Here is a 21,664-nt window from a genome sequence, read left to right as displayed (position 1 = left end):
GCTACAGGTGGTGCCGTTTGGTAGCCCGGACAGGTGCGCAGCACCGCCTCCGGGAAAACTCACAGCGGGGGCAATCGTCTTTTTACCGGTGAACTCTTCACCACCGACGTATTGCACTGCGCATACTCCGCGAGACCATCCAATATCGTATCCAACTGCGCAATATCACGGACCACGAGACGCATAACAAAACAATCCTCTCCGGTGACCTTGTCGCTTTCAATACACTCCGGCATCGCCTGGATATATTTATCCACTTTTTGCAGCAATCCCGGTAGCGGTCTCACTCGAACTAATGCCTGCAGGCTATATCCCAACGCCGCAAGATTAACCCGCGCGCTATAACCCTGAATCACCCCTTTTTCCTCAAGGCGTTTTACCCGCTCGGCGGTACTCGGCGAGGTCAATCCCACCTGCGCACTCAATACCTTAAGCGAAACTCTGGCATCTTGCGTCAGGCAGGCAAGAATCGCCCGGTCTATTTCATCAATTATGTATTCCATTTATTTCACCTAATAAATAAAGGCATTCATTTGTTCTTACCTTAATTCAGATATATCAAGCTGTCAGGCTTTTCACGACAATAATGGAAAACTTCTGGAGGTGATATATGCAGCTTTCTCGTGGTGTCTGGCAAATGAGTCTGGCGATGATGATTTCCGGCTCGATTGGCGCGTTCGTGCTGCTCTCAGGGTTACCGGTGATTGATGTGGTGTTCTGGCGTTGTCTTATTGGCGCGGTCGCATTACTGCTGTTTATTTTGTTAAGTCGACAGCCATTCAGCCGCCTGACGCGCTTCACCCTGGCGCTGGCAATCCTTGGCGGCGTCGCGCTGGTCATTAACTGGCTGCTGCTTTTTGCCGCCTACTCACGCGTTTCTATTGGGATGGCCACCGTGGTCTACAATACCCAGCCTTTTATGCTGGTATTACTGAGCATGATGCTGGGTGAAAAGGTAAGCGCGGTAAAATGGGGATGGTTACTCCTGGCCTTTAGCGGCGTGGTGATTCTGCTGTCGAGCGAACTGACTCCCGCCCACAGCGATAATCTCGTCACCGGTATTATCCTGGCATTAGGCGCGGCATTTTTTTATGCCCTGACCGCCATTATTGCCCGCAAACTGCAGCCGCTACCGGCGCAGCATATCGCTTTTATTCAAGTTATCGTCGGCACGGTGATGCTTTTACCGCTGGTTCATCACCCCGAATTTAACAGCCATTTTCCCTGGCGCTATTTGTTAATCCTCGGCATCGTCCATACCGGGATTATGTACCAGCTTTTATATAGCGCGATTCAAAAATTGCCAACGCCGGTCACCGGTTCGCTCTCGTTTATCTATCCGCTGGTGGCCATTCTGGTTGACTATCTGGTTTTCCATCATGCGCTGGCGCCGCTGCAGTTGGCTGGAGGGGTACTGATTCTGCTTGCCGCTGCCGGCAACAACCTTGGTTGGGGCGAAAAAAAACCCCGCCATGGCGGGGTGAGTCAGCCGTCGCGAATGAACTAGCGACGCGCGCGCACAATCTGGTATTTGCGCGTCAGGTACTCGACCGGCGCGCTCCAGATGTGAACCAGACGAGAGAACGGGAACAGCAGGAACAGCGTCATCCCCAGCACCAGGTGAACGCGGAAGACAAACGCCACGCCATCGAGATGCTGCGAAGCTCCGCCGTGGAAGGTGACCACCGACTGCGCCCAACCGACCAGTTTCATCATTTCGCTACCGTCCATATGCTGGGCGGAGAATGGAATGGTCAGCAGTCCCAGCGCGCATTGCACCATCAACAACGAGAGGATCAGAATATCCGCTGTGGTGGTGGTAGCGCGAACGCGTGGGCTCAGCAGACGGCGCTTGAGCAGCAGTAAACCGCCCACCAACGTCATCACGCCGCACGCGCCGCCGGCAAACATGGCCATCTTCTGCTTCACGTCGATCGGCAGGAAGGACTCATACATCCAGTGCGGGGTCAGCATGCCGAGGAAGTGACCGGCGAAAATACCCAGGATCCCAATATGGAACAGGTTTGACGCCAGGTTCATCCCTTTACGATCCAGCATCTGACTGGAGGCGGCGCGCCAGGTGTACTGACCGTAGTCGTAGCGCAGCCAGCTGCCAATAAGGAACACCGAACCCGCAATGTACGGATAAATGTCAAAGAAGAACATATTCAGGAAGTGCATTAGTGCTGTCCTCCGTTAGAGATATTCAAATATTGCGGGGCCACGGCTCCGGCAAAACGACGCTGGTGAGCGGAAATCTCCGACTCGCCGCAGCCCTGGTCGGCAAAGAATTTGACCTGCTCTTCTTCCCAAACGGCATCCAACGCCTGCGGCGTATCGTCGCGGGCCTCGTCGGCGATCTTCTCCGCCACTTTCTGGCTATCGACCTGAGTATTGGCCAGTTTCAACAGCAGCTCGAACAGCATCGCATAGCGGCTTTCGCGCTGTTGCAGACGCGCGCTGAGCAGGCCGAGGATCGGCGCAACGTCCCGCAGGCCGCCAAGCGCTTCCTCTTCCGGCAGCTGCGCCAGATACTCCAGATACAGCGGCAGGTGATCCGGCAGCTCATGGCTATCCAGCAGCAGGCCGTGGCGCTCGTACTGCGCCATCAGGTCGACCATCGCCTGCCCGCGATCGCGGGACTCGCCGTGGACATGTTCAAACAGCAGCAGCGAAGTAGCACGCCCGCGGTCAAACAGCTCGCTGTACGCAGACTGGGCGTCCAGCGGATCCTGAGCCACTAAATCGCGCAGGAAAACGCCCAGCGCCTGGGCATCTTCTTTGGCGAGTTTTTCCGATGACGCGAGAGCCTCGAACATCTCCTGCTGATGCTGCCATAAGGCAGCGTCAGGGTATTCGAGCAGACGCGACACAATCACGAGTTCAATCATGAGTGCGGCTCCGTTTTGCTGGTAACGTCAATGGCGTCGATACGACGGCTGTTGAACAGGTTGAATTCGCTATCAGAACCGTGGCAACCATCGCCGAAGGTAAAGCCGCAGCCGCTCTTCTCCGGGAAGGCATCGCGGGCCTGTTCACGATGGCTACTCGGCACCACGAAACGGTCTTCGTAGTTAGCGATGGCCAGATAGCGGTACATCTCCTGCGCCTGCGCTTCGCTCAGCCCAACCTCTTCCAGCGCGCGGGTATCGACGATGCCGTCGACGGTTTCCGCACGTTTGAAGTGGCGCATCGCCAGCATACGTTTCAGCGCTAGCAGTACCGGCTGGGTATCGCCCGCGGTCAGCAGGTTCGCCAGATACTGGACTGGAATACGCAGGCTTTCTACGTCCGGCAGGATCCCGTTGCTACCCAGTTCGCCCGCATCGGCGGCGGACTGAATCGGCGACAGAGGCGGCACATACCAGACCATTGGCAGGGTGCGATATTCCGGGTGCAGCGGCAGCGCCAGCTTCCAGTCCATCGCCATTTTGTAAACCGGCGACTGCTGCGCGGCTTCAATGACCCCCTGCGGGACGCCATCTTTTAACGCCTGCTCAATCACTTTTGGATCGTTTGGATCGAGGAAGACGTCCAACTGACGCTGATACAGATCTTTCTCGTTCTCGGTGCTGGCTGCGTTTTCAATCGCGTCCGCGTCGTAGAGCAGGACACCGAGATAGCGAATACGTCCTACACAGGTTTCGGAGCACACCGTCGGCATCCCGGATTCAATACGCGGGTAGCAGAAGATGCATTTCTCGGATTTCCCGCTCTTCCAGTTGAAATAGATCTTCTTGTACGGGCAGCCGGTGATGCACATACGCCAGCCGCGGCACTTGTCCTGGTCGATCAGGACAATACCGTCTTCTTCACGCTTATAGATGGCACCGCTCGGGCAGGTCGCGACGCACGCCGGGTTCAGGCAGTGCTCGCACAGGCGCGGCAGATACATCATGAAGGTGTTTTCGAACTGGCCGTACATCGCCTTCTGCATGTTTTCGAAGTTCTGGTCTTTGGCGCGTTTTTCAAACTCGCCGCCGAGGATCTCTTCCCAGTTCGGGCCGCTGGTAATTTTGTCCATCCGCTGGCCGGTAATCAGCGAGCGCGGACGGGCGATCGGCTGATGTTTGCTTTCCGGCGCGTTATGCAGATTCTGGTAGTCAAAATCAAACGGCTCGTAGTAATCATCGATTCCCGGCAGATGCGGGTTGGCGAAGATTTTACCCAGCAGCATCGCGCGGTTGCCCATACGCGGCTGCAGTTTTCCGTTGATTTTGCGGATCCAGCCGCCTTTCCATTTTTCCTGGTTTTCCCAGTCGTTCGGGAAACCGACGCCCGGCTTACTTTCTACGTTGTTGAACCAGGCGTACTCCATCCCTTCACGACTGGTCCAGACGTTTTTGCAGGTTACGGAGCAGGTATGGCAGCCGATGCATTTATCGAGATTCAGCACCATGCCGACTTGTGAACGAATTTTCATTTTACGCTCTCCTGTACCTGGTCATTACCTTCGCCGTCTAACCAGTTAATGTTCTTCATCTTACGTACCACAACAAACTCATCGCGGTTGGAACCGACGGTGCCATAGTAGTTAAAGCCGTACGCCAGGTGGCCGTAGCCGCCGATCATATGGGTCGGTTTTGGCGTAATACGGGTAACCGAGTTGTGGATACCGCCGCGCTGACCGGTGACTTCAGAGCCAGGCAGGTTAACGATACGTTCCTGCGCGTGGTACATCATGGTCATTCCGGCCGGTACGCGCTGGCTCACTACCGCACGCGCCGTCAGGGCGCCGTTGGCGTTAAATACTTCGATCCAGTCGTTATCTTCGATACCCAGATCTTTCGCGTCCGCTTCGCTCATCCAGACGATCGGCCCGCCGCGCGACAGGGTTAGCATCAGCAGGTTATCGCTGTAGGTCGAGTGAATCCCCCACTTCTGGTGCGGCGTCAGGAAGTTAAGAGCCTTCTCTGGATTGCCGTTGGACTTCTCGCCCATCACCGCTTTCACCGAACGGGTGTCAATCGGCGGACGATAGACCAGCAGGCTTTCGCCAAAGTCGCGCATCCACTGGTGATCCTGATACAGCGACTGACGGCCGGACAACGTACGCCACGGGATCAGCTCGTGAACGTTGGTATAACCGGCGTTATAGGAGACATGTTCGTCTTCCAGGCCAGACCAGGTCGGGCTGGAGATGATCTTACGCGGCTGCGCCTGAATATCGCGGAAGCGGATCTTCTCATCTTCTTTATTCAGCGCCAGGTGCGCATGCTCGCGGCCGGTAAATTCGCTCAGCGCTTTCCACGCCTTCACGGCTACCTGACCGTTGGTTTCCGGCGCCAGAGTGAGGATCATCTCGGCGGCGTCGATAGCGGTCTCCAGCTTCGGCTGGCCTTTCGCCGGGCCTTCCGTCTTGGTGTAGTTGAGCTTACGCAGCAGGTCCATCTCGCTCTGGGTATTCCAGGCGATACCTTTACCGCCGTTGCCGATGGTTTCCAGCAGCGGGCCGATAGAGGTGAAGCGCTCGTAGGTCGCCGGGTAATCGCGCTCGACCGGAATAATATGCGGAGCGGTTTTACCTGGGATCAGGTCACATTCGCCTTTTTTCCAGTCTTTAACGTCAAACGGCTGCGCCATTTCTGCGGCGGAATCGTGCTGAATCGGCAGCGTCACGACGTCGGTTTCTTTGCCGAGGTGGCCTACGCAGACTTCAGAGAATTTCTTAGCGATACCTTTATAGATGTCCCAGTCGCTTTTGGATTCCCAGGCCGGGTCAACGGCGGCAGACAGCGGGTGAATAAACGGATGCATATCCGAAGTATTCATGTCGTCTTTTTCGTACCAGGTTGCGGTCGGCAGCACGATGTCAGAGTACAGACAGGTGCTCGACAGACGGAAGTCGAGCGTAACGACCAGATCCAGTTTGCCGTCAAGACCGTTATCCCGCCACTCGATTTCTTCCGGCTTCACGCCACCCTGCTTGCCAAGGTCCTTGCCCTGAATACCGTTCTCGGTACCCAGCAGGTACTTGAGCATATATTCATGGCCTTTACCGGAGGAGCCCAGCAGGTTGGAACGCCAGATAAACAGATTACGCGGATGGTTTTTACCGTTCTCCGGCTGTTCGGCCGCAAAGCGAATAGACCCCTCTTTCAGCGATTTCACGGTGTAATCGACCGGCGTCATGCCGGCTTTCTTCGCTTCGTCAGCAATACGCAGCGGGTTCACGCCCAGCTGCGGCGCCGACGGCAGCCAGCCCATACGCTCAGCGCGCACGTTGAAGTCGATCAGATGTCCGCTGTAGCGGGATTTATCCGCCATCGGCGACAGCAGTTCCTGCGCGGTGACCGTTTCATAACGCCACTGGCTGGAGTGGTTATAGAAGTACGATGTACTGTTCATGTGGCGTGCCGGACGCTGCCAGTCGAGGGCGAACGCCAGCGGCTGCCAGCCGGTCTGCGGACGCAGTTTTTCCTGACCAACGTAATGCGCCCAGCCACCGCCGCTCTGGCCAACGCAGCCGCAGAAGATCAGCATGTTGATCAGCCCGCGGTAGTTCATGTCCAGGTGGAACCAGTGGTTCAGGCCCGCACCGACGATAATCATCGAGCGGCCATGGGTCTTATCGGCGTTATCGGCAAATTCACGAGCGGTACGGATGATATGCGCGCGGGGTACGCCGGTGATTTTTTCTGCCCAGGCCGGAGTGTACGCTTTGACGTCATCGTAGCTGGTGGCGCAGTTTTCATCGTTCAGACCGCGCTCCAGGCCGTAGTTCGCCATGGTCAGGTCATAAACGGTGGTCACCAGCGCGGTGGAGCCGTCGGCCATCTGCAGGCGTTTTACCGGCAGTTTGTGCAGCAGAATGTTTTCGAGGTCGACTTTGTTGAAATGCTCGGAACCTTCGCCGCCAAAGTATGGGAAGCCGACGTTGGCGATATCGTCGTGGCTGCCAAGCAGGCTCAGACGCAGTTCAATCTCTTCGCCGGTTTTACCATCGCGCTGCTCGAGGTTCCACTTGCCTTTGTCACCCCAGCGGAAGCCCAGAGAACCGTTAGGTACGGTCATTTCGCCCTTCTCGTCAAAGGCGACGGTTTTCCATTCCGGATTCTGCTCCTGGCCCAGGGAGTCAACCAGGTCGGCAGCGCGCAGCATACGGCCAGCGGCATAGTAGCCATCGCGCTCTTCGAGCATAACCAGCATCGGCATGTCGGTGTAGCGGCGTACGTAATCAGTGAAGTACTGGCTCGGTTTATCGAGGTGGAACTCACGCAGCATAACGTGGCCCATCGCCAGCGCCATCGCGGCATCGGTACCCTGCTTCGGCGCCAGCCATAGATCGCACAGCTTGGCGATTTCGGCATAGTCCGGAGTAATCGCCACGGTTTTGGTCCCTTTATAGCGAACTTCGGTAAAGAAGTGCGCGTCCGGGGTACGGGTCTGCGGGACGTTGGAGCCCCAGGCGATGATATAGCTGGAGTTGTACCAGTCGGCGGATTCTGGCACGTCGGTCTGTTCGCCCCAGGTCATCGGCGAGGCCGGCGGCAGGTCGCAGTACCAGTCGTAGAAGCTCAGGCAGGTACCGCCAATCAACGACAGGTAACGGGCGCCGGACGCGTAGGAAACCATCGACATCGCCGGGATTGGCGAGAAGCCTGCCACGCGGTCTGGACCGTAAGTTTTGACGGTGTAGACGTTTGAGGCGGCAATCAGTTCGTTCACTTCTTTCCATGAAGAACGAACAAAACCGCCGCGGCCGCGGGCCTGTTTAAAGCTTTTCGCTTTATCGGCATCTTCAATAATAGAAGCCCATGCCTCAACCGGATCGCTATGCTGAACTTTCGCTTCACGCCACATCTTCATCAGACGCTTACGCATCAGCGGATATTTCAGGCGGTTAGCGCTATACAGATACCAGGAGTAGCTGGCGCCGCGCGGGCAGCCGCGTGGCTCATGGTTCGGCAGATCGGGGCGGGTGCGCGGATAATCGGTCTGCTGGGTTTCCCAGGTGACCAGGCCATTTTTGACATAAATTTTCCAGCTGCATGAGCCGGTGCAGTTCACACCGTGAGTGGAACGCACGATTTTGTCATGCTGCCAACGCTGGCGGTATCCATCCTCCCAATCCCGGTTGGTTTTAAGAAGCTGGCCGTGCCCATCGGCAAAGGTTTCACCCTTCTGTTTGAAGTAGCGAAACCGGTCCAGAAATTTACTCATCGGGTTTCTCCTGATATGGAGCCTGACGGCTCTCTGATAAATCGACATTGCTGGATTTGCAGCGAAAATAGCGCCATGCCGGAAGAGGAGAATTGATGGCGATCAATGCGAAATAGCTTATAAATCCGCACCCCACCCACAGATACCACCAAAGTAGTAACGATATTTATTAAATATCCAATTGTTTTATAAGGATTATTTTAAATATGACAGAATGTTAACCGGGATTTATGCCGCGCTTAGGTATTAAGTGGTAGATAGCATATCGATAGTTATCTCCCTGAATTCAACAACCTTGCGCAGATTAAAAGCATGTTGTAACTAACAACAAATAATAAAAAGGGCGCACCCTATGGCGCGCCCTGTCACTTACCGTTAAGAAAAGACTTATTTCTGTTTACGGCCGTATACCGCCCATGTGATCACTACGCAGGCAATATAGAACACGAGGAAGACTTTCATTGCCCCGGCCGGCGAGCCGGTCAGATCCAGCGAAATACCAAACGCTTTCGGAATAAAGAAACCACCGATCGCGCCAATCGCCGAAATAAAGCCCAGCGCCGCGGCGGTATCCGTTGCCGCTTCACGCATCGCCTGCGCTTCGCTACCACCCTGCGCTTTCACGCGATCCATCGTAAGCTTACGGAAAATAACGGAAATCATCTGGAAGGTAGAGGCGCTGCCCAGTCCGGCGGTCAGGAACAGCACCATAAATACCGCGAAGAAGGCGATGAAGTTGCCGCCCTGACCGTTGGTCGGCAGAGTCAGGAACAGTAACGCGCAGAAAACCGCCATCACCACGAAGTTCACCAGCGTCACGCGGGTCCCGCCGAGTCGGTCGGAAATCGCCCCGCCCATCGAACGCGCCAGCGCGCCAATAAACGGACCGAAGAAGGCGTAGTGCAGGATCTGCACGTCCGGGAACTGGGTTTTTGACAGCATCGCAAACCCGGCGGAGAAACCGATAAAGGAACCAAAGGTCGCCAGATACAGCAGCGCCATAATCCACAGATGCAGGCGTTTAAGTACCGGCAGCTGTTCGCTCAGTGACGCTTTCGAGGCCGACAGGTCGTTCATAAAGAACCACGCTGCCAGGGTAAAGATAATCAGGAAAGGCACCCAGATCCACGCGGCGTTTTCCAGATACAGCATTGAGCCATCCGGTTGCTCGCTACCGCTTCCGCCAAATACGGCAAAGATAGAGAGCGAGACCACCAGCGGCGCAACCAGCTGCATCACGCTGACGCCCATGTTGCCAAGCCCACCGTTAACGCCCAGCGCGCCGCCCTGCTTCTCTTTCGGGAAGAAGAAGCTGATGTTCGCCATACTGGATGCAAAGTTAGCGCCGGCAAAGCCGCACAGCAGAGAGATAATCACGAACACGCTAAACGGCGTAGAGGTATCCTGTACCGCGAAGCCCAGCCATACGCACGGAATAATCATGATACCGGTACTGAACGCCGTCCAGCGGCGGCCGCCGAACAGCGGGACCATAAAGGCATAAGGTACGCGCAGCAATGCGCCGGAAAGGGCCGGGAGCGCGGTCAGCATAAACAGCTGATCGGTAGTAAACTGAAAGCCAACTTTATTAAGATTCACGGCGACGGCGCTGAACAACATCCAGACGCAGAACGCCAGTAAAAGGCAGGGAACGGAGATCCACAAATTACGGCTCGCCACACGGTGGCCGCGCTGTTGCCAAAACTCAGGATCTTCAGGACGCCAGTCGGTGATGACTGAGCTGTTAGCCTTCTCCGGGATTGAAGAGTGACTCATAGATACCTCTGATTATTCATATTTCCTGATGCTACCTTAGGGGTTGCTCAAGGCTGTAAGTTGATATAAATCAAAGGAAAAGCGCGGGCCATTTTGTGCAAAAATAAATCATGCTCCGAAGTGAGTAGATAATTATGAGAAAAAAAGTGTGGTTTTTCACGCGGCTGCCGGGTTTCTGGTTATCCCTCCCACCACGGCGTCTACCACCGACAATTAAGGAGTAATACCTTAGGGGTATGGGTATACTCCAGGGGATAGCTGAGAATAAGCGCCACTCCCGGAGAGATGACCCATCAGGAGCCACCCATTCCATGTTAAAACGTCTTTTTACGCCGCTCACGTTGGTTAATCAGCTGGCGTTAATCGTGCTGCTCGCCACCATCATCGGCGTGGCCGGCATGGCGATATCCGCCCGCCTGGTGCATGGGGTGCAGGGCAGCGCCCACGCCATTAACAAGGCCGGCTCGTTGCGTATGCAGAGCTACCGCCTGCTGGCGGCTATTCCGCTAACGGACAACGATCAAAAACTGTTTAACGATATGACCGCTACCGTTTTCAGCCCGGAGTTGCAATACTCCGCGCGTCGTGACGGCCAGGAAGTCCAGCTGAAAGCGCTACAGCAATATTGGCAGTTGTCGCTGGGACCAGGTATGAAACAGGCCGTCAGGCAAAGCGACGTGGCACAGGATGTCGCCGATTTTGTCGACCGTATTGACCAATTGGTGACCGCCTTCGACCACACCACCGAACAACGTATCGAGCGCGTGGTCTGGATCCACCGGATCCTCGCCGTTGGCATGGCGCTGCTGCTGATCTTTACCATCATCTGGCTACGCGCCCGTCTGCTGCGACCGTGGAAACAGTTACTGGGTATGGCGCGGGCGGTCAGCCAGCGCGACTTTACCCAGCGCGCGCACATTAGCGGGCGCAACGAAATGGCGACCCTCGGCATGGCGTTGAATAACATGTCGGAAGAGCTGGCGGAAAGCTACGCCGTGCTTGAACGACGGGTACAGGAAAAGACTGCCGGGCTCGAGCAGAAAAACGAGATCCTGGCCTTTTTATGGCAGGCCAACCGTCGGTTACACTCCAGCGCTCCGCTGTGTGAGCGCATCTCACCGGTGCTGAACGGTCTGCAAGGGCTGACGTTGCTACGTGATATTGAAGTGCGGGTTTATGACCTTGAGGATGAAGACAATCATCAGGAGTTTGCCTGCCACTCCGATATCGAGTGCGATGATAAAGGCTGCTATCTGTGTCCGCGCGATCTTCCCCCGCTGCCGGATGGCGGCACAACGCTGAAATGGCGACTTTCAGACGCGCATAACCAGTATGGCATTCTGCTGGCAACGCTGCCGGTTGGCCGCCACCTGAGCCATGACCAACAGCAACTGGTGGATACGCTGGTGGAGCAGTTGACCAGCACCCTGGCGCTGGATCGCCATCAGGAAAAACAGCAGCAGCTCATCGTGATGGAAGAGCGTGCGACCATCGCCCGCGAGCTTCACGACTCTATCGCCCAGTCACTCTCGTGCATGAAGATGCAGGTGAGCTGTCTGCAGATGCAGGGCGATAGCCTGCCGGATGAAAGCCGGCTGCTGTTGGGGCAGATCCGCAACGAACTCAACACCTCATGGGCGCAGTTAAGGGAGCTGTTAACCACCTTCCGTCTGCAGCTTACCGAGGCGGGTCTGCGCCCGGCGCTGGAGGCCAGCTGTCAGGAGTACAGCGCGCACTTTGGTTTCACGGTACAACTGGATTATCAGTTGCCGCCGCGTTTTGTCCCGTCGCATCAGGCGATTCACCTGCTGCAGATCGCCCGCGAGGCGTTAAGCAATGCGTTGAAGCATGCCAACGCGACGGAAGTCACCGTGACCGTGTCACAACGCGATAATCAGGTACGTTTAGTCGTTGCCGATAACGGCCGCGGGGTACCGGAAAACGCGGAGCGAAGTAACCATTACGGTTTAATTATTATGCGGGATCGCGCGCAAAGCTTGCGCGGCGACTGTCAGGTGCGCCGCCGGGAGACCGGCGGTACCGAAGTCGTGGTGACGTTTATCCCGGAAAAATCGTTTTCAATCCAATAAGGAGACCCCTATGAGTCAACAGGAACGGGCAACCATCCTTCTCATTGATGATCATCCCATGCTGCGCACTGGCGTAAAGCAACTGGTTAGCATGGCGCCGGACATTCAGGTTATCGGCGAAGCCAGTAATGGCGAACAAGGTATCGAACTGGCGGAATCGCTGGATCCGGACCTGATTCTACTGGACCTTAATATGCCGGGCATGAACGGCCTCGAAACGCTCGACAAGCTGCGGGAAAAATCGCTCTCCGGCCGCGTAGTGGTATTCAGCGTCTCCAATCATGAAGAGGACGTAGTGACCGCCCTGAAACGCGGCGCCGACGGCTACCTGTTGAAAGATATGGAACCAGAAGATCTGCTGAAAGCGCTGCAGCAGGCCGCTGCAGGCGAAATGGTATTAAGTGAAGCGTTAACCCCGGTACTGGCCGCCAGCCTGCGCGCTAATCGCGCCACGTCCGACCGCGACATCAGCCAGCTGACCCCGCGCGAGCGCGATATCCTGAAGCTGATTGCCCAGGGCCTGCCGAACAAAATGATTGCCCGCCGCCTGGATATCACCGAAAGCACCGTTAAAGTGCACGTGAAACACATGCTGAAGAAAATGAAGCTGAAATCACGGGTTGAAGCCGCCGTCTGGGTTCACCAGGAACGGATCTTCTAAGGCGATTCCGTCCAGGAAACGTCGGGAGCCGTAAACGTCACCAGCGGCTCGGTCAGCGCCAGTGCGATCTCATTGGAAGAGACGCGCTGACCCGATTTATCTTCAACCACCACCGACAGACGCCAGCGATTCACCGCGCCCGGCTCGCTGTTCCAAACCGGCATAATGATGCTCCAGCCATCCGCACTGTTGGCATTAACCGGCGGCGTCAGGCTTAGCGCCTGAGTATCCCCCTGCCAATGCAGCGATTTAATGCCGTGCAGGCTATTAATTTGCAGCTTCAGCTGTACCGTTTCGCCGGAGTGCAAATCCCACGGCGGCGTCGCCAGATACACCGTCAGATTCTTACGCTGTCGATATTCCACTACCGGCAGATTATCGCGTTCCGGGCTATCGTAGCGGCTGCCGCGCAGCGAGTTGCTGATAGCCACTTCATCCGCCGCCAGTTGCTGTTTCAGCGGTACCCCAAAACGATAATTCAGCTTCAGGCCGACATTATTCTGGCTGACGCCATTTTCACCCTGTTTGTGTTTAGCGGTGACCGTCACCAGCGGTACCGGGGTGTAATTCAGTCCCACCGAAACCGCCACCGGATTGTGATATCCGGTACCGGAATGAAACAGATCGACACTATCGCCGAAATACTGTTCAACGCTGACGCTGGTATTGATGTGCTGATAAAATGGCAATCGCGCCTGGGCAGTGACGTCATAGCCGACGGCCATCCGCTGTTCCTGAGTCTGGTTTTCCCGCAACTGCCAGTCGCCAAGTGGGTGGTAATAGTTGGCCGATAAGCGCAAGTACTCGCCCCAGGCTTCCGCGCCGATACTGCCGCGCGCCAGACTCTCGCTGAGCACTTTGTCGTAAAAGGAGTTATAGCCCAGCAGCCAGCCACCGACACGCCAGCGCTGGCCGAGCCCAACATTGCCCACCAGATCGTTCTCGCGCCGGGTAACCGAATATTGATTCCAGGTGAGGTAACGTTCATTGTCCTGCAGCGGCACAAACCAGCTCCCCTTGCTGCCGGTGAAGTTACCCTCTTTATCCACCAACAGGTCGATATTGGCATTCCCCCACGGCGACAGCCAGTTTTCCAGATGATGGCTGAACTCATTGCCGATTTTGCCTATGGCGAACATTCGCGCCTGCTCGCCGGTGGTGAGTCCGTTATCGCTCATGCTGGCTTCGCCGAATTTCTTGGCCATCTCGGCGAAATGTTTGGCATCGTCGTCGACCTGCGGCGCTATCCCTAAATCAGGCAGCGTAGTTTGCGGCGGCATACTGCTATCGTTGGCAATCAGCGCCCAGGCGGGAGCGCCTGTCAGCAGCAGGAGAAGCGTCAGTGATGGGGTTAAGCGGTACGGCAAAGGCATCAAACGGATTAACGTAAGCTCACGGGGAATAACAACATCACGTTAGTTTATCGTTTTTTGCCCTTCCCCGCAGCCCTGTAGGCCATTCCAGGAATAAACTGAAACCGGTTGGCGTTTGCTTTCCCCTATCATCAAACCGGCGTTCGAGTTTGATTTGCCGCCAGCAGCGCTTTGAGTTCCGGAATACAGGAACCACAGTTGGTGCCGCACTTGAGCTTCGCGCCAAGCGCCTCTACGCTGACGCAACCGCCGGCAACCGCCTCGCCGATCTGCCGCTCACCGATACTAAAGCAACTGCAGATAGTCTGCCCACGCGGCGCGCTGTCGCCGCCCTTACGGCCGCTGAGCAACGCATGGCGTAGCCCGGCGGTCTGCGGCGGCGTCCGGAACGCCGTATACAGCCATTCAGCATCGATTTGCGGCGGCTTAATATCGCTCCAGCAGCCGAGCATCAATTGTCCGTCGTGCCAGGCCAGTAGGTTCCACAGCCCACCGCCTTCGGCAATTTGCAACTGCCATCCCTGTTTGCGACACCACTCGCTCAGCCAGCTTTGCGGGCCGGTGTCCGCGGCCAGCGACAAATGGCTGAGCCCTACCGCCGCCCGCCGCCGCCAGTGCAGCGAGGATGGCAACGGCAAGGGCTCGCGAGATAATAGCTCCCCTTGCCACAGCGGCCGCCACGGCGCTATTGCTACCGCCGACTGCTTGCTCTCCGGCTGGCCGGAATGCGGATCGGTGACCGCCGCCAGTAAATTATTGACCCGTCCCTGGCGGGCAAACTGATTATTCCAGTGCATCGGCACAAAGAGCGAACCGGCGCGCTGCCCTTCGCTAACTATCACCTTTGCAATCATCACGCCGTGGCGCGACCAGACGCGAGCCAGTTCTCCCTCACGTAATTCAAATCGACGAGCATCGGCAGGCGCCACCTCGACGACCGGTTCGGCAATATGCTGCATCAACCGCGGTATGTCGCCGGTGCGGGTCATGGTATGCCACTGATCGCGAATACGTCCGCTATTGAGGATCAATGGATAAAATGCCTCGGTCCGCGCCCGGGTCGGCTGCGGCGACACCGGCACCATCCGCAACCTGCCGTCGCCGTGCCAGCCCTCCGTTAACCGCCAGGGCGCTGCGCTGCGGCTCACCGGCCAGCGCACCGGCGCCAGGGCATCCCACGACTCCCGGCTGAGGTCCGCCAGCCCGCCAATATCAAACGCCCGCTGACCGTCATTTTCAAACCCTGAGAGCGCCGCGTGTTCACAAAACACCTCATGCGGATGTTGCCATGAAAAAGCCCGGGCATAACCTAATTCGGCGGCGAGACGGGAAATGATCCACCAGTCGGCTTTCGCCTCCCCCGGCGGCGGCAAAAAAGCCCGCTGACGCGAAATTCGCCGCTCCGAGTTAGTCACGGTACCGTTTTTTTCGCCCCATGCCAGCGCCGGAAAGCGGATATGGGCAAAGCGACCGGTATCAGTATTGGCGGCGACATCGGAGACCATCACCAGCGGACACCTGGACAGCACCTGACTCACCGCGTGGCTATCGGGCAGTGAGACCACCGGATTGGTCCCCATAATCCACACCGCTTTGACCTCGCCGCGTCCAATCGCGGCGAAGAGTTCGACGGCGGTTAGCCCCGGCGTCTGCGCCAGTCGCTCGCTGCCCCAAAAGCGCGCTAATCGCTGCAGGTCCTGCGGCTCAAAATTCATATGCGCCGCCAGCATCGTCGCCAGCCCCCCCACTTCACGCCCGCCCATGGCGTTGGGTTGACCGGTCAGCGAAAACGGCCCGCAGCCACGGCGGGCAAACTTCCCGCTGGCAAGATGGACATTGATAATCGCGTTGCACTTATCGCTGCCGCTGGCGGACTGATTAATTCCCATGGTGTACAGCGTGATAGCGCGCGGTGCAGCGATAAAATCACGATAAAAGCGAGCCACCTGCTCCGGCGGCAGGCCGCAGAAAGCGGCCGCTTTTTCCACGCTCCATTGCGCGGCGATGGTCAGCGCCTGCCGCTGGTCGCGAAAACCCGCCGCCATTTCACCGCTGGCGGCAATAGCATTAAGCAGGCCGACAAATAGCCCGCCATCGCTACCGGGCGCCAAGGCCAGATGATCGTCGGCAATATCGCAGGTCGCGGTGCGTCGCGGATCCACCACCACGATCCGCAACCGCGGATTATCGCGTTTCGCCTGCGCCAACCGCTGATAGAGAACCGGATGCGCCCAGGCGGCGTTGGAGCCCACCAGCACCACCAGATCGCTTTGCTCGACATCTTCATAGCTGCACGGCACGACGTCCGCGCCGAGCGCCCGCTTATAGCCAGTGACCGCCGATGACATACATAACCGCGAATTCGTATCGATATTGGCGGCGCCGATAAAGCCCTTCATCAACTTGTTGGCGGCGTAATAATCCTCAGTTAACAGCTGACCGGAAGCGTAAAACGCGACCGCCTTCGGGCCGTAGCGCTCAATAATGTCGCGCAGACGTGAACCCGCCTCCGCCAGCGCCTGCGGCCAGCCGACCGCCCGGCCATCGACTTCAGGATGTAATAATCGCCCGGTAAGCGAGGTCGTTTCCCCAAGCGCCGCCCCTTTTACGCACAAGCGGCCAAAGTTGGCAGGATGGTTTTCATCGCCGCGAATCGTGACGGTTCCGCTGGGTTCAACGCGGGCGATAACCCCGCAGCCGACGCCACAGTATGGGCAGGTGGTTCGGGTTTCGCTCATCAGCTCGCCTCCGCGCGCAGCAGCAATGCCTGGTTGCCGACCCACACTTTGCCCTGTTCGATCTTCACCGGCCACGCGCGCACCGACGGCTCGCCGCTGTCGTACAAGCGACCATCTCGCAAGCGAATCCGCTGTTTATACAGCGGCGAAATAACGATCGGCTCGCCGCCCGCGTCGCCTAAAATGCCGCGCGATAACACGTTGGCCTCGCTGCCGGGTTCCTGGTTATCCAGCGCATAAACTTGCTCGCCGAAGCGGAACAGCGCAATTTGCCGCTCGCCGAGGCGCGCGCCGATCCCCGCCTGCGGCGGGATCGCGTCCAGATCGCAGATCGCCTGCCACGGCCGCGACGGCAGGGCCGGTTGCCCAAGCCCTTGCGGCGCCACCAGCTGCGGCTGACCGCGCAGGATTTGCCGCTGCACCGCCTCATCGGCCTCATCGCTGTTAACGTAGGAACGGAATAGCGCCAGCCGCTGTGGATCGTTCAGGGTGGTCTGCCATTCGCACTGGTAGCTATCCACCACCCGCGCCATCTCCTGCTCCAGCTCATCGCCGATACCGAGACTATCGTGCAAGATCACCTCGCGTAGATACGCCACGCCGCCTTCAAGGTTATCCATCCAGCTACTGGTGCGCTGCAGGCGGTCGGCGGTGCGAATATAAAACATCAACAACCGATCGACGGTACGGATTAGGCTGGCGTCATCAAGGTCACTCGCAAAGAGGTCCGCATGGCGCGGTTTCATCCCGCCGTTGCCGCAGACGTAAAGATTCCAGCCCTTTTCAGTCGCAATAACCCCGATGTCTTTACCTTGCGCTTCGGCACATTCGCGGGTACAGCCCGAGACCGCCATTTTGATTTTGTGCGGCGCGCGCAGCCCCTTGTAACGATGTTCAAGCCTTACCGCCAGCCCCGTTGAATCCTGAACCCCATAGCGGCACCAGGTCGAGCCGACGCAGGATTTTACCGTGCGTAATGATTTGCCGTAGGCGTGTCCGGTTTCAAATCCCGCCGCCGCCAGTTCGCGCCAGATGTCCGGCAGTTGCTCCAGCCGCGCGCCAAACAGGTCGATACGCTGTCCTCCGGTCACTTTACTGTACAGCTGGTAACGTTTGGCGATCTGGCCGATAGCGATAAGCCCGTCCGGTGTCACTTCGCCTGCGGCCATCCGCGGCACCACCGAGTAAGTACCGTCTTTCTGAATATTGGCGAAGTAGCGATCGTTGGTGTCCTGCAGCGGCAGATGCGCCGGTTTCAGCAGATACTCATTCCAGCAGGAGGCCAGTACCGACGCCACCAGCGGTTTACACACTTCACAGCCGTGGCCCTGCCCGTAACGGCTAATGAGCTGATCGAAGGTATGGATGTGGTTGACTCGTACCAGATGATAGATCTCCTGCCGCGACCACGGAAAATGCTCGCAGATATCTTTTTTAACCTCGACGCCCTGCCCGGCAAGCTGGTGTTCCATCACCTGTTTGACCAGCGCGCTGCAGCCGCCGCAGCCGGTCGCCGCTTTAGTGCAGCTTTTTATCGCCGCCATATCGCCCGCTCCGGCGCTGACCGCCTGGCAAATGTCTCCCTTACTGACGTTATGGCAAGAGCAAATCTGCGCGCTATCCGGCAGCGCCGCCACCCCCATCGCTTTCGTCGTGGCCCCATCGATGGCCGGGAGGATCAGACTTTCCGGACGAGACGGTAGCGCCATGCCGTTCAGCATCATCTGCAACAGCGTCGCGTAGTCACCGGCATCGCCCACCAGTACGCCGCCCAGCAGCGTTTTGCCATCAGCGCTAACAACGATCTTTTTGTAGATCTGCCGCGGACCATCGGTCCATTGATAGCTCTGGCAACCAGCTGTACGTCCGTGAGCATCGCCAAACGACGCTACATCCACGCCGAGCAGTTTGAGTTTGGTGCTCATATCGGCGCCGCTAAAGCGGGCCGCTTCGCCAGCCAACTGCGCCGCTGCGGTGCGCGCCATATGATAGCCCGGCGCCACCAGGCCATAAATTTTGTTGTCCCACAGCGCGCATTCGCCAATCGCCAATATATCTGCGTCCGAGGTCCGGCAGTGGTCATCGATACCGATACCGCCGCGTTCGCCGATTGCCAGGCCTGCGCCGCGCGCCAGCGCATCCTGCGGGCGGATCCCGGCGGAAAAGACCACCATATCGGTCTGCAGCGTATCGCCATCGGCAAAGTTAAGCTGCAGCCCCTCGGCGGTGCGCACTATCGCGGTCGTCGCTTTGCTGGTGTGCACGCCAACCTCCAGATCGAGAATTTTCTCCCGCAGCATCGCCGCGCCGCCGTTATCCAACTGCACCGCCATCAGGTTGGCGGCGAACTCCACCACATGGGTCTTAAGCCCCAACTGTTTTAACGCGTTAGCGGCTTCCAGCCCCAACAGCCCGCCTCCGATGACCACCCCGCTCTGCGCAGTGGCGGCGCGGGCGGCAATGCGGTCAAGATCGTCAAGCGTACGATAGACGAAGCAGCCTTCTTCATCGTTACCGGGGATTGGCGGCACGAAGGGATAGGAGCCGGTCGCCAGCACCAGCTTATCCCAATGGGTTTCATGGCCGTGGGCATCGCGCACGATTCGCGCCGGACGATCGATTTCCGCGATCGTCTCCCCTAGCCGCAGCTCAATCCCGTACTGGCTAAAAAAGTCTCCCTCTACCAGCGATAGCGACTCTGCGCTGCGCCCGGCGAAATATTCCGAGAGATGAACCCGGTCATAGGCGGCATAGCGCTCTTCGCCAAAAACCACGATACGGTACTGCTGGTGCAGGTTCCGGCTCACGCATTGCTCAAGAAAATGGTGGCCGACCATGCCGTGTCCGACCAGCACTAATACAGGTTTAGTCATCGTCATTTTTCCTGCAGCCCGCGGCTGCGTTATAGATGGGTCAAAAAGCCACTCCGCTGAAGGAGACCTATCGCTGCCGAGCAGCGCGGTAAGCGGCGCCGCCTGCAGGCAGTCGCCCAGCAGCAGCACGCCGTGCAGCCGGCCATCGCGGATCAGCAGGCGACGGTAGTGGCGATCGATGGGGTCCCAACTGCTGTAGATCTGGTCCTGCTCGCCGGCCTGCTGTTCGCCAGCGCTAAAAAACTCGATACCGGTGACCTTCAACCGGGTACCGCCGTCCTGCCAGCTGAACTCTTCGCCGGGAGCCCCGCACAGGCGTTCAACTAACACATCGGCCTGGCGCAAACAGGGAGCCACCAGTCCCCAGGTTTGGCCGTCAATCTCACAACACTCGCCGATAGCGCTGATCCCCGGCAGCGAGGTCGCCATCCGGCGGTCGACGATAATCCCCCGCTGGCAGGCTACGCCGCTGCGCGTCGCCAGACGGATATCCGGCCGCACGCCGGTGGCTAACACCACCCGGCTGGCGGCAAAAGTGCGCCCGTCTTCCAGCCGCACATGCTGTTCGTCAATAGCGGCAATTCGGCTCTCCAGCACGCAGCGGATGCCGCGTGCCTCAAGCTGTTGTTTTAACTGTTCCGCAGCGAAAGCATCGGTAAGTGGCTCCATCAAACCGCTACCGCGATGGAGTAGCGTCACTTCCCCACCGTGACGGCGCAGCGCCGCCGCGGCCTCCACGCCCAGTACGCCGCCGCCGATTACCACCGCCGGGCCGGGGATTGCAAGGATGTCTTTAACATCCGCCAGGGTGCGAAAGGCGAATACCTGAGGGCGCTCAATACCCGGCAGCGACGGGATAAACGGCTGCGACCCGGTGGCGAACACCAGTTCATCCCATTCCAGCCAGTCGCCGCCGACGCGTAGCCTTCTCCCGGCGACATCCACTTCGCTGACCGCCTCGCCAAGCCGCACGCGGACACCATGCTGGGCGTACCACTCCGTCGGCAGCAGTTGTATTTGCGCCGCCGTTTTTTCCCCGCCGAGTACCGGCGAGAGCTGAATGCGGTTGTAGGCCGGCTGCGGTTCATCGCCGATTAGCGTGATGATGAAACGCCCCTGCGCGCGCGCCGCCAGCTTCTCAGCCAGCCGGGTTGCCGCCATACCGTTGCCGATAATCACCAGTCGCCGCATCATTCCGCCTTACGCCGCTTTCGGCTGCTTTTCGTAGAGGAAATGGAGGATCTGCTGACGCAGGTGGTGGTAGTGTTTATCATCCGCCAGTTGGACCCGGTTACGTGGACGCGGCAGATTAACGTCAAGGATCTCGCCGATCGTCGCGGCCGGGCCATTGGTCATCATTAACACCCGGTCGGAAAGCAGCACCGCCTCATCGACGTCGTGGGTGATCACGACAATGGTGGTGTTTAGTTCCTGCTGGATGTGCATTACCGCATCCTGCAGATGGGCTCGGGTGAGCGCGTCCAGCGCGCCAAAAGGCTCATCAAGCAGTAACACTTTTGGCTTCATCGCCAGCGCGCGCGCGATGCCAACGCGCTGCTTCATACCGCCGGAGATCTCCCCCGGACGTTTGTGCAGCGCGTGCCCCATCTGTACTCGCTGTAAATTGTGCTCAATCCACTCCCGGCGCTCTGCCTTGCTCATGGTACGGCGAAACACCTGATCCACCGCCAGCGCCACGTTGTCAAAACAGCTCAGCCATGGCAGCAGCGAATGGTTCTGGAACACCACCGCCCGTTCAGGCCCCGGCCCGGAAATTTCACGGTTATCGCATAGCAGCCCGCCCTCAGTGGGCTGGGTAATCCCGGCAATCAGATTCAACAGCGTGGATTTGCCGCATCCGGAGTGGCCAATCAGGCTGATGGTTTCCCCTTCGTGAATATCAAATGAGACGTTTTGCAGCGCCAGGAACTCGCCGCTGGCGGTGTTAAAGCGTTGACTGACGGCCTGCACCTGAATTAATGGTTTCATA

13 protein-coding genes are annotated in these 21,664 nt (G+C 58.0%); 3 read left to right on the top strand and 10 right to left on the bottom strand.

All coding sequences use genetic code 11. From position 1 onward, the window contains the following. Positions 1–59: 59 nt before the first annotated feature. The gene (locus PGR29_RS11735; RefSeq protein WP_049056889.1) at positions 60–503 is read right to left on the bottom strand and encodes an Lrp/AsnC family transcriptional regulator; all 444 of its coding nucleotides are present in this window, start codon (positions 501–503) and stop codon (positions 60–62) included. 107 nt (positions 504–610) lie between these two features. Between PGR29_RS11735 and PGR29_RS11730 the strand changes: the two genes are divergently transcribed. Then, positions 611–1,507 (top strand): DMT family transporter, encoded by an 897-nt coding sequence (locus tag PGR29_RS11730; RefSeq protein ID WP_316424565.1) that lies wholly within the window; start codon positions 611–613, stop codon positions 1,505–1,507. On the opposite strand, the gene narI is transcribed toward PGR29_RS11730, so the two are convergent. The 5 genes from narI to PGR29_RS11705 form a co-directional block, all read right to left on the bottom strand. Then, positions 1,504–2,181, bottom strand: coding sequence for a respiratory nitrate reductase subunit gamma (gene narI / locus PGR29_RS11725; protein ID WP_015367083.1), 678 nt, complete (start codon positions 2,179–2,181; stop codon positions 1,504–1,506). The two genes, PGR29_RS11730 and narI, sit on opposite strands and share 4 nt — an antisense overlap. Further along, complete coding sequence (gene narJ, locus PGR29_RS11720; RefSeq protein ID WP_045375167.1) at positions 2,181–2,891, bottom strand: nitrate reductase molybdenum cofactor assembly chaperone; 711 nt, start codon at positions 2,889–2,891, stop codon at positions 2,181–2,183. The genes narI and narJ overlap by 1 nt, the downstream gene beginning before the upstream one ends. Next, complete coding sequence (narH, locus tag PGR29_RS11715) at positions 2,888–4,423, bottom strand: nitrate reductase subunit beta (RefSeq protein WP_316424564.1); 1,536 nt, start codon at positions 4,421–4,423, stop codon at positions 2,888–2,890. Before narH ends, narJ begins: the two co-directional genes overlap by 4 nt. Continuing rightward, the gene (locus PGR29_RS11710; protein ID WP_316424563.1) at positions 4,420–8,163 is read right to left on the bottom strand and encodes a nitrate reductase subunit alpha; all 3,744 of its coding nucleotides are present in this window, start codon (positions 8,161–8,163) and stop codon (positions 4,420–4,422) included. Before PGR29_RS11710 ends, narH begins: the two co-directional genes overlap by 4 nt. Before the next feature lie 387 nt (positions 8,164–8,550). Then, a complete protein-coding gene (locus PGR29_RS11705; RefSeq protein WP_045375160.1) occupies positions 8,551–9,939 on the bottom strand; it encodes a NarK family nitrate/nitrite MFS transporter in 1,389 nt (462 codons plus the stop codon). Positions 9,940–10,250: 311 nt separating this feature from the next. On the opposite strand from PGR29_RS11705, the gene narX reads away from it, so the two are divergent. Together narX and narL are read left to right on the top strand one after the other, a co-directional pair. Next, entirely contained in the window at positions 10,251–12,029 is a 1,779-nt protein-coding gene (gene narX, locus PGR29_RS11700) for a nitrate/nitrite two-component system sensor histidine kinase NarX (protein WP_213316722.1), read from the top strand. A gap of 10 nt (positions 12,030–12,039) precedes the next feature. Next, positions 12,040–12,690, top strand: coding sequence for a two-component system response regulator NarL (gene narL / locus PGR29_RS11695; RefSeq protein WP_015705094.1), 651 nt, complete (start codon positions 12,040–12,042; stop codon positions 12,688–12,690). Here the strand turns inward: narL and PGR29_RS11690 are convergent. From PGR29_RS11690 to PGR29_RS11675, 4 genes are all read right to left on the bottom strand, one after another. Then, positions 12,687–14,063, bottom strand: a complete 1,377-nt coding sequence (locus PGR29_RS11690; RefSeq protein WP_213793777.1) for a YchO/YchP family invasin — start codon at positions 14,061–14,063, stop codon at positions 12,687–12,689. The two genes, narL and PGR29_RS11690, sit on opposite strands and share 4 nt — an antisense overlap. Before the next feature lie 131 nt (positions 14,064–14,194). Beyond that, the gene (locus tag PGR29_RS11685; RefSeq protein WP_316424562.1) at positions 14,195–16,801 is read right to left on the bottom strand and encodes a nitrate reductase; all 2,607 of its coding nucleotides are present in this window, start codon (positions 16,799–16,801) and stop codon (positions 14,195–14,197) included. After that, on the bottom strand, positions 16,801–20,868 hold the full coding sequence (gene nirB / locus PGR29_RS11680) for a nitrite reductase large subunit NirB (RefSeq protein ID WP_316424561.1): 4,068 nt from the start codon (positions 20,866–20,868) through the stop codon (positions 16,801–16,803). Before nirB ends, PGR29_RS11685 begins: the two co-directional genes overlap by 1 nt. Before the next feature lie 6 nt (positions 20,869–20,874). Next, positions 20,875–21,663 (bottom strand): ABC transporter ATP-binding protein, encoded by a 789-nt coding sequence (locus PGR29_RS11675; protein ID WP_213316718.1) that lies wholly within the window; start codon positions 21,661–21,663, stop codon positions 20,875–20,877. Position 21,664: the final 1 nt, after the last annotated feature.

The organism is Klebsiella sp. 141203, from assembly GCF_032601985.1.
GTDB lineage: Bacteria > Pseudomonadota > Gammaproteobacteria > Enterobacterales > Enterobacteriaceae > Klebsiella > Klebsiella aerogenes.
This window is presented reverse-complemented; position numbering and strand designations above follow the sequence as displayed.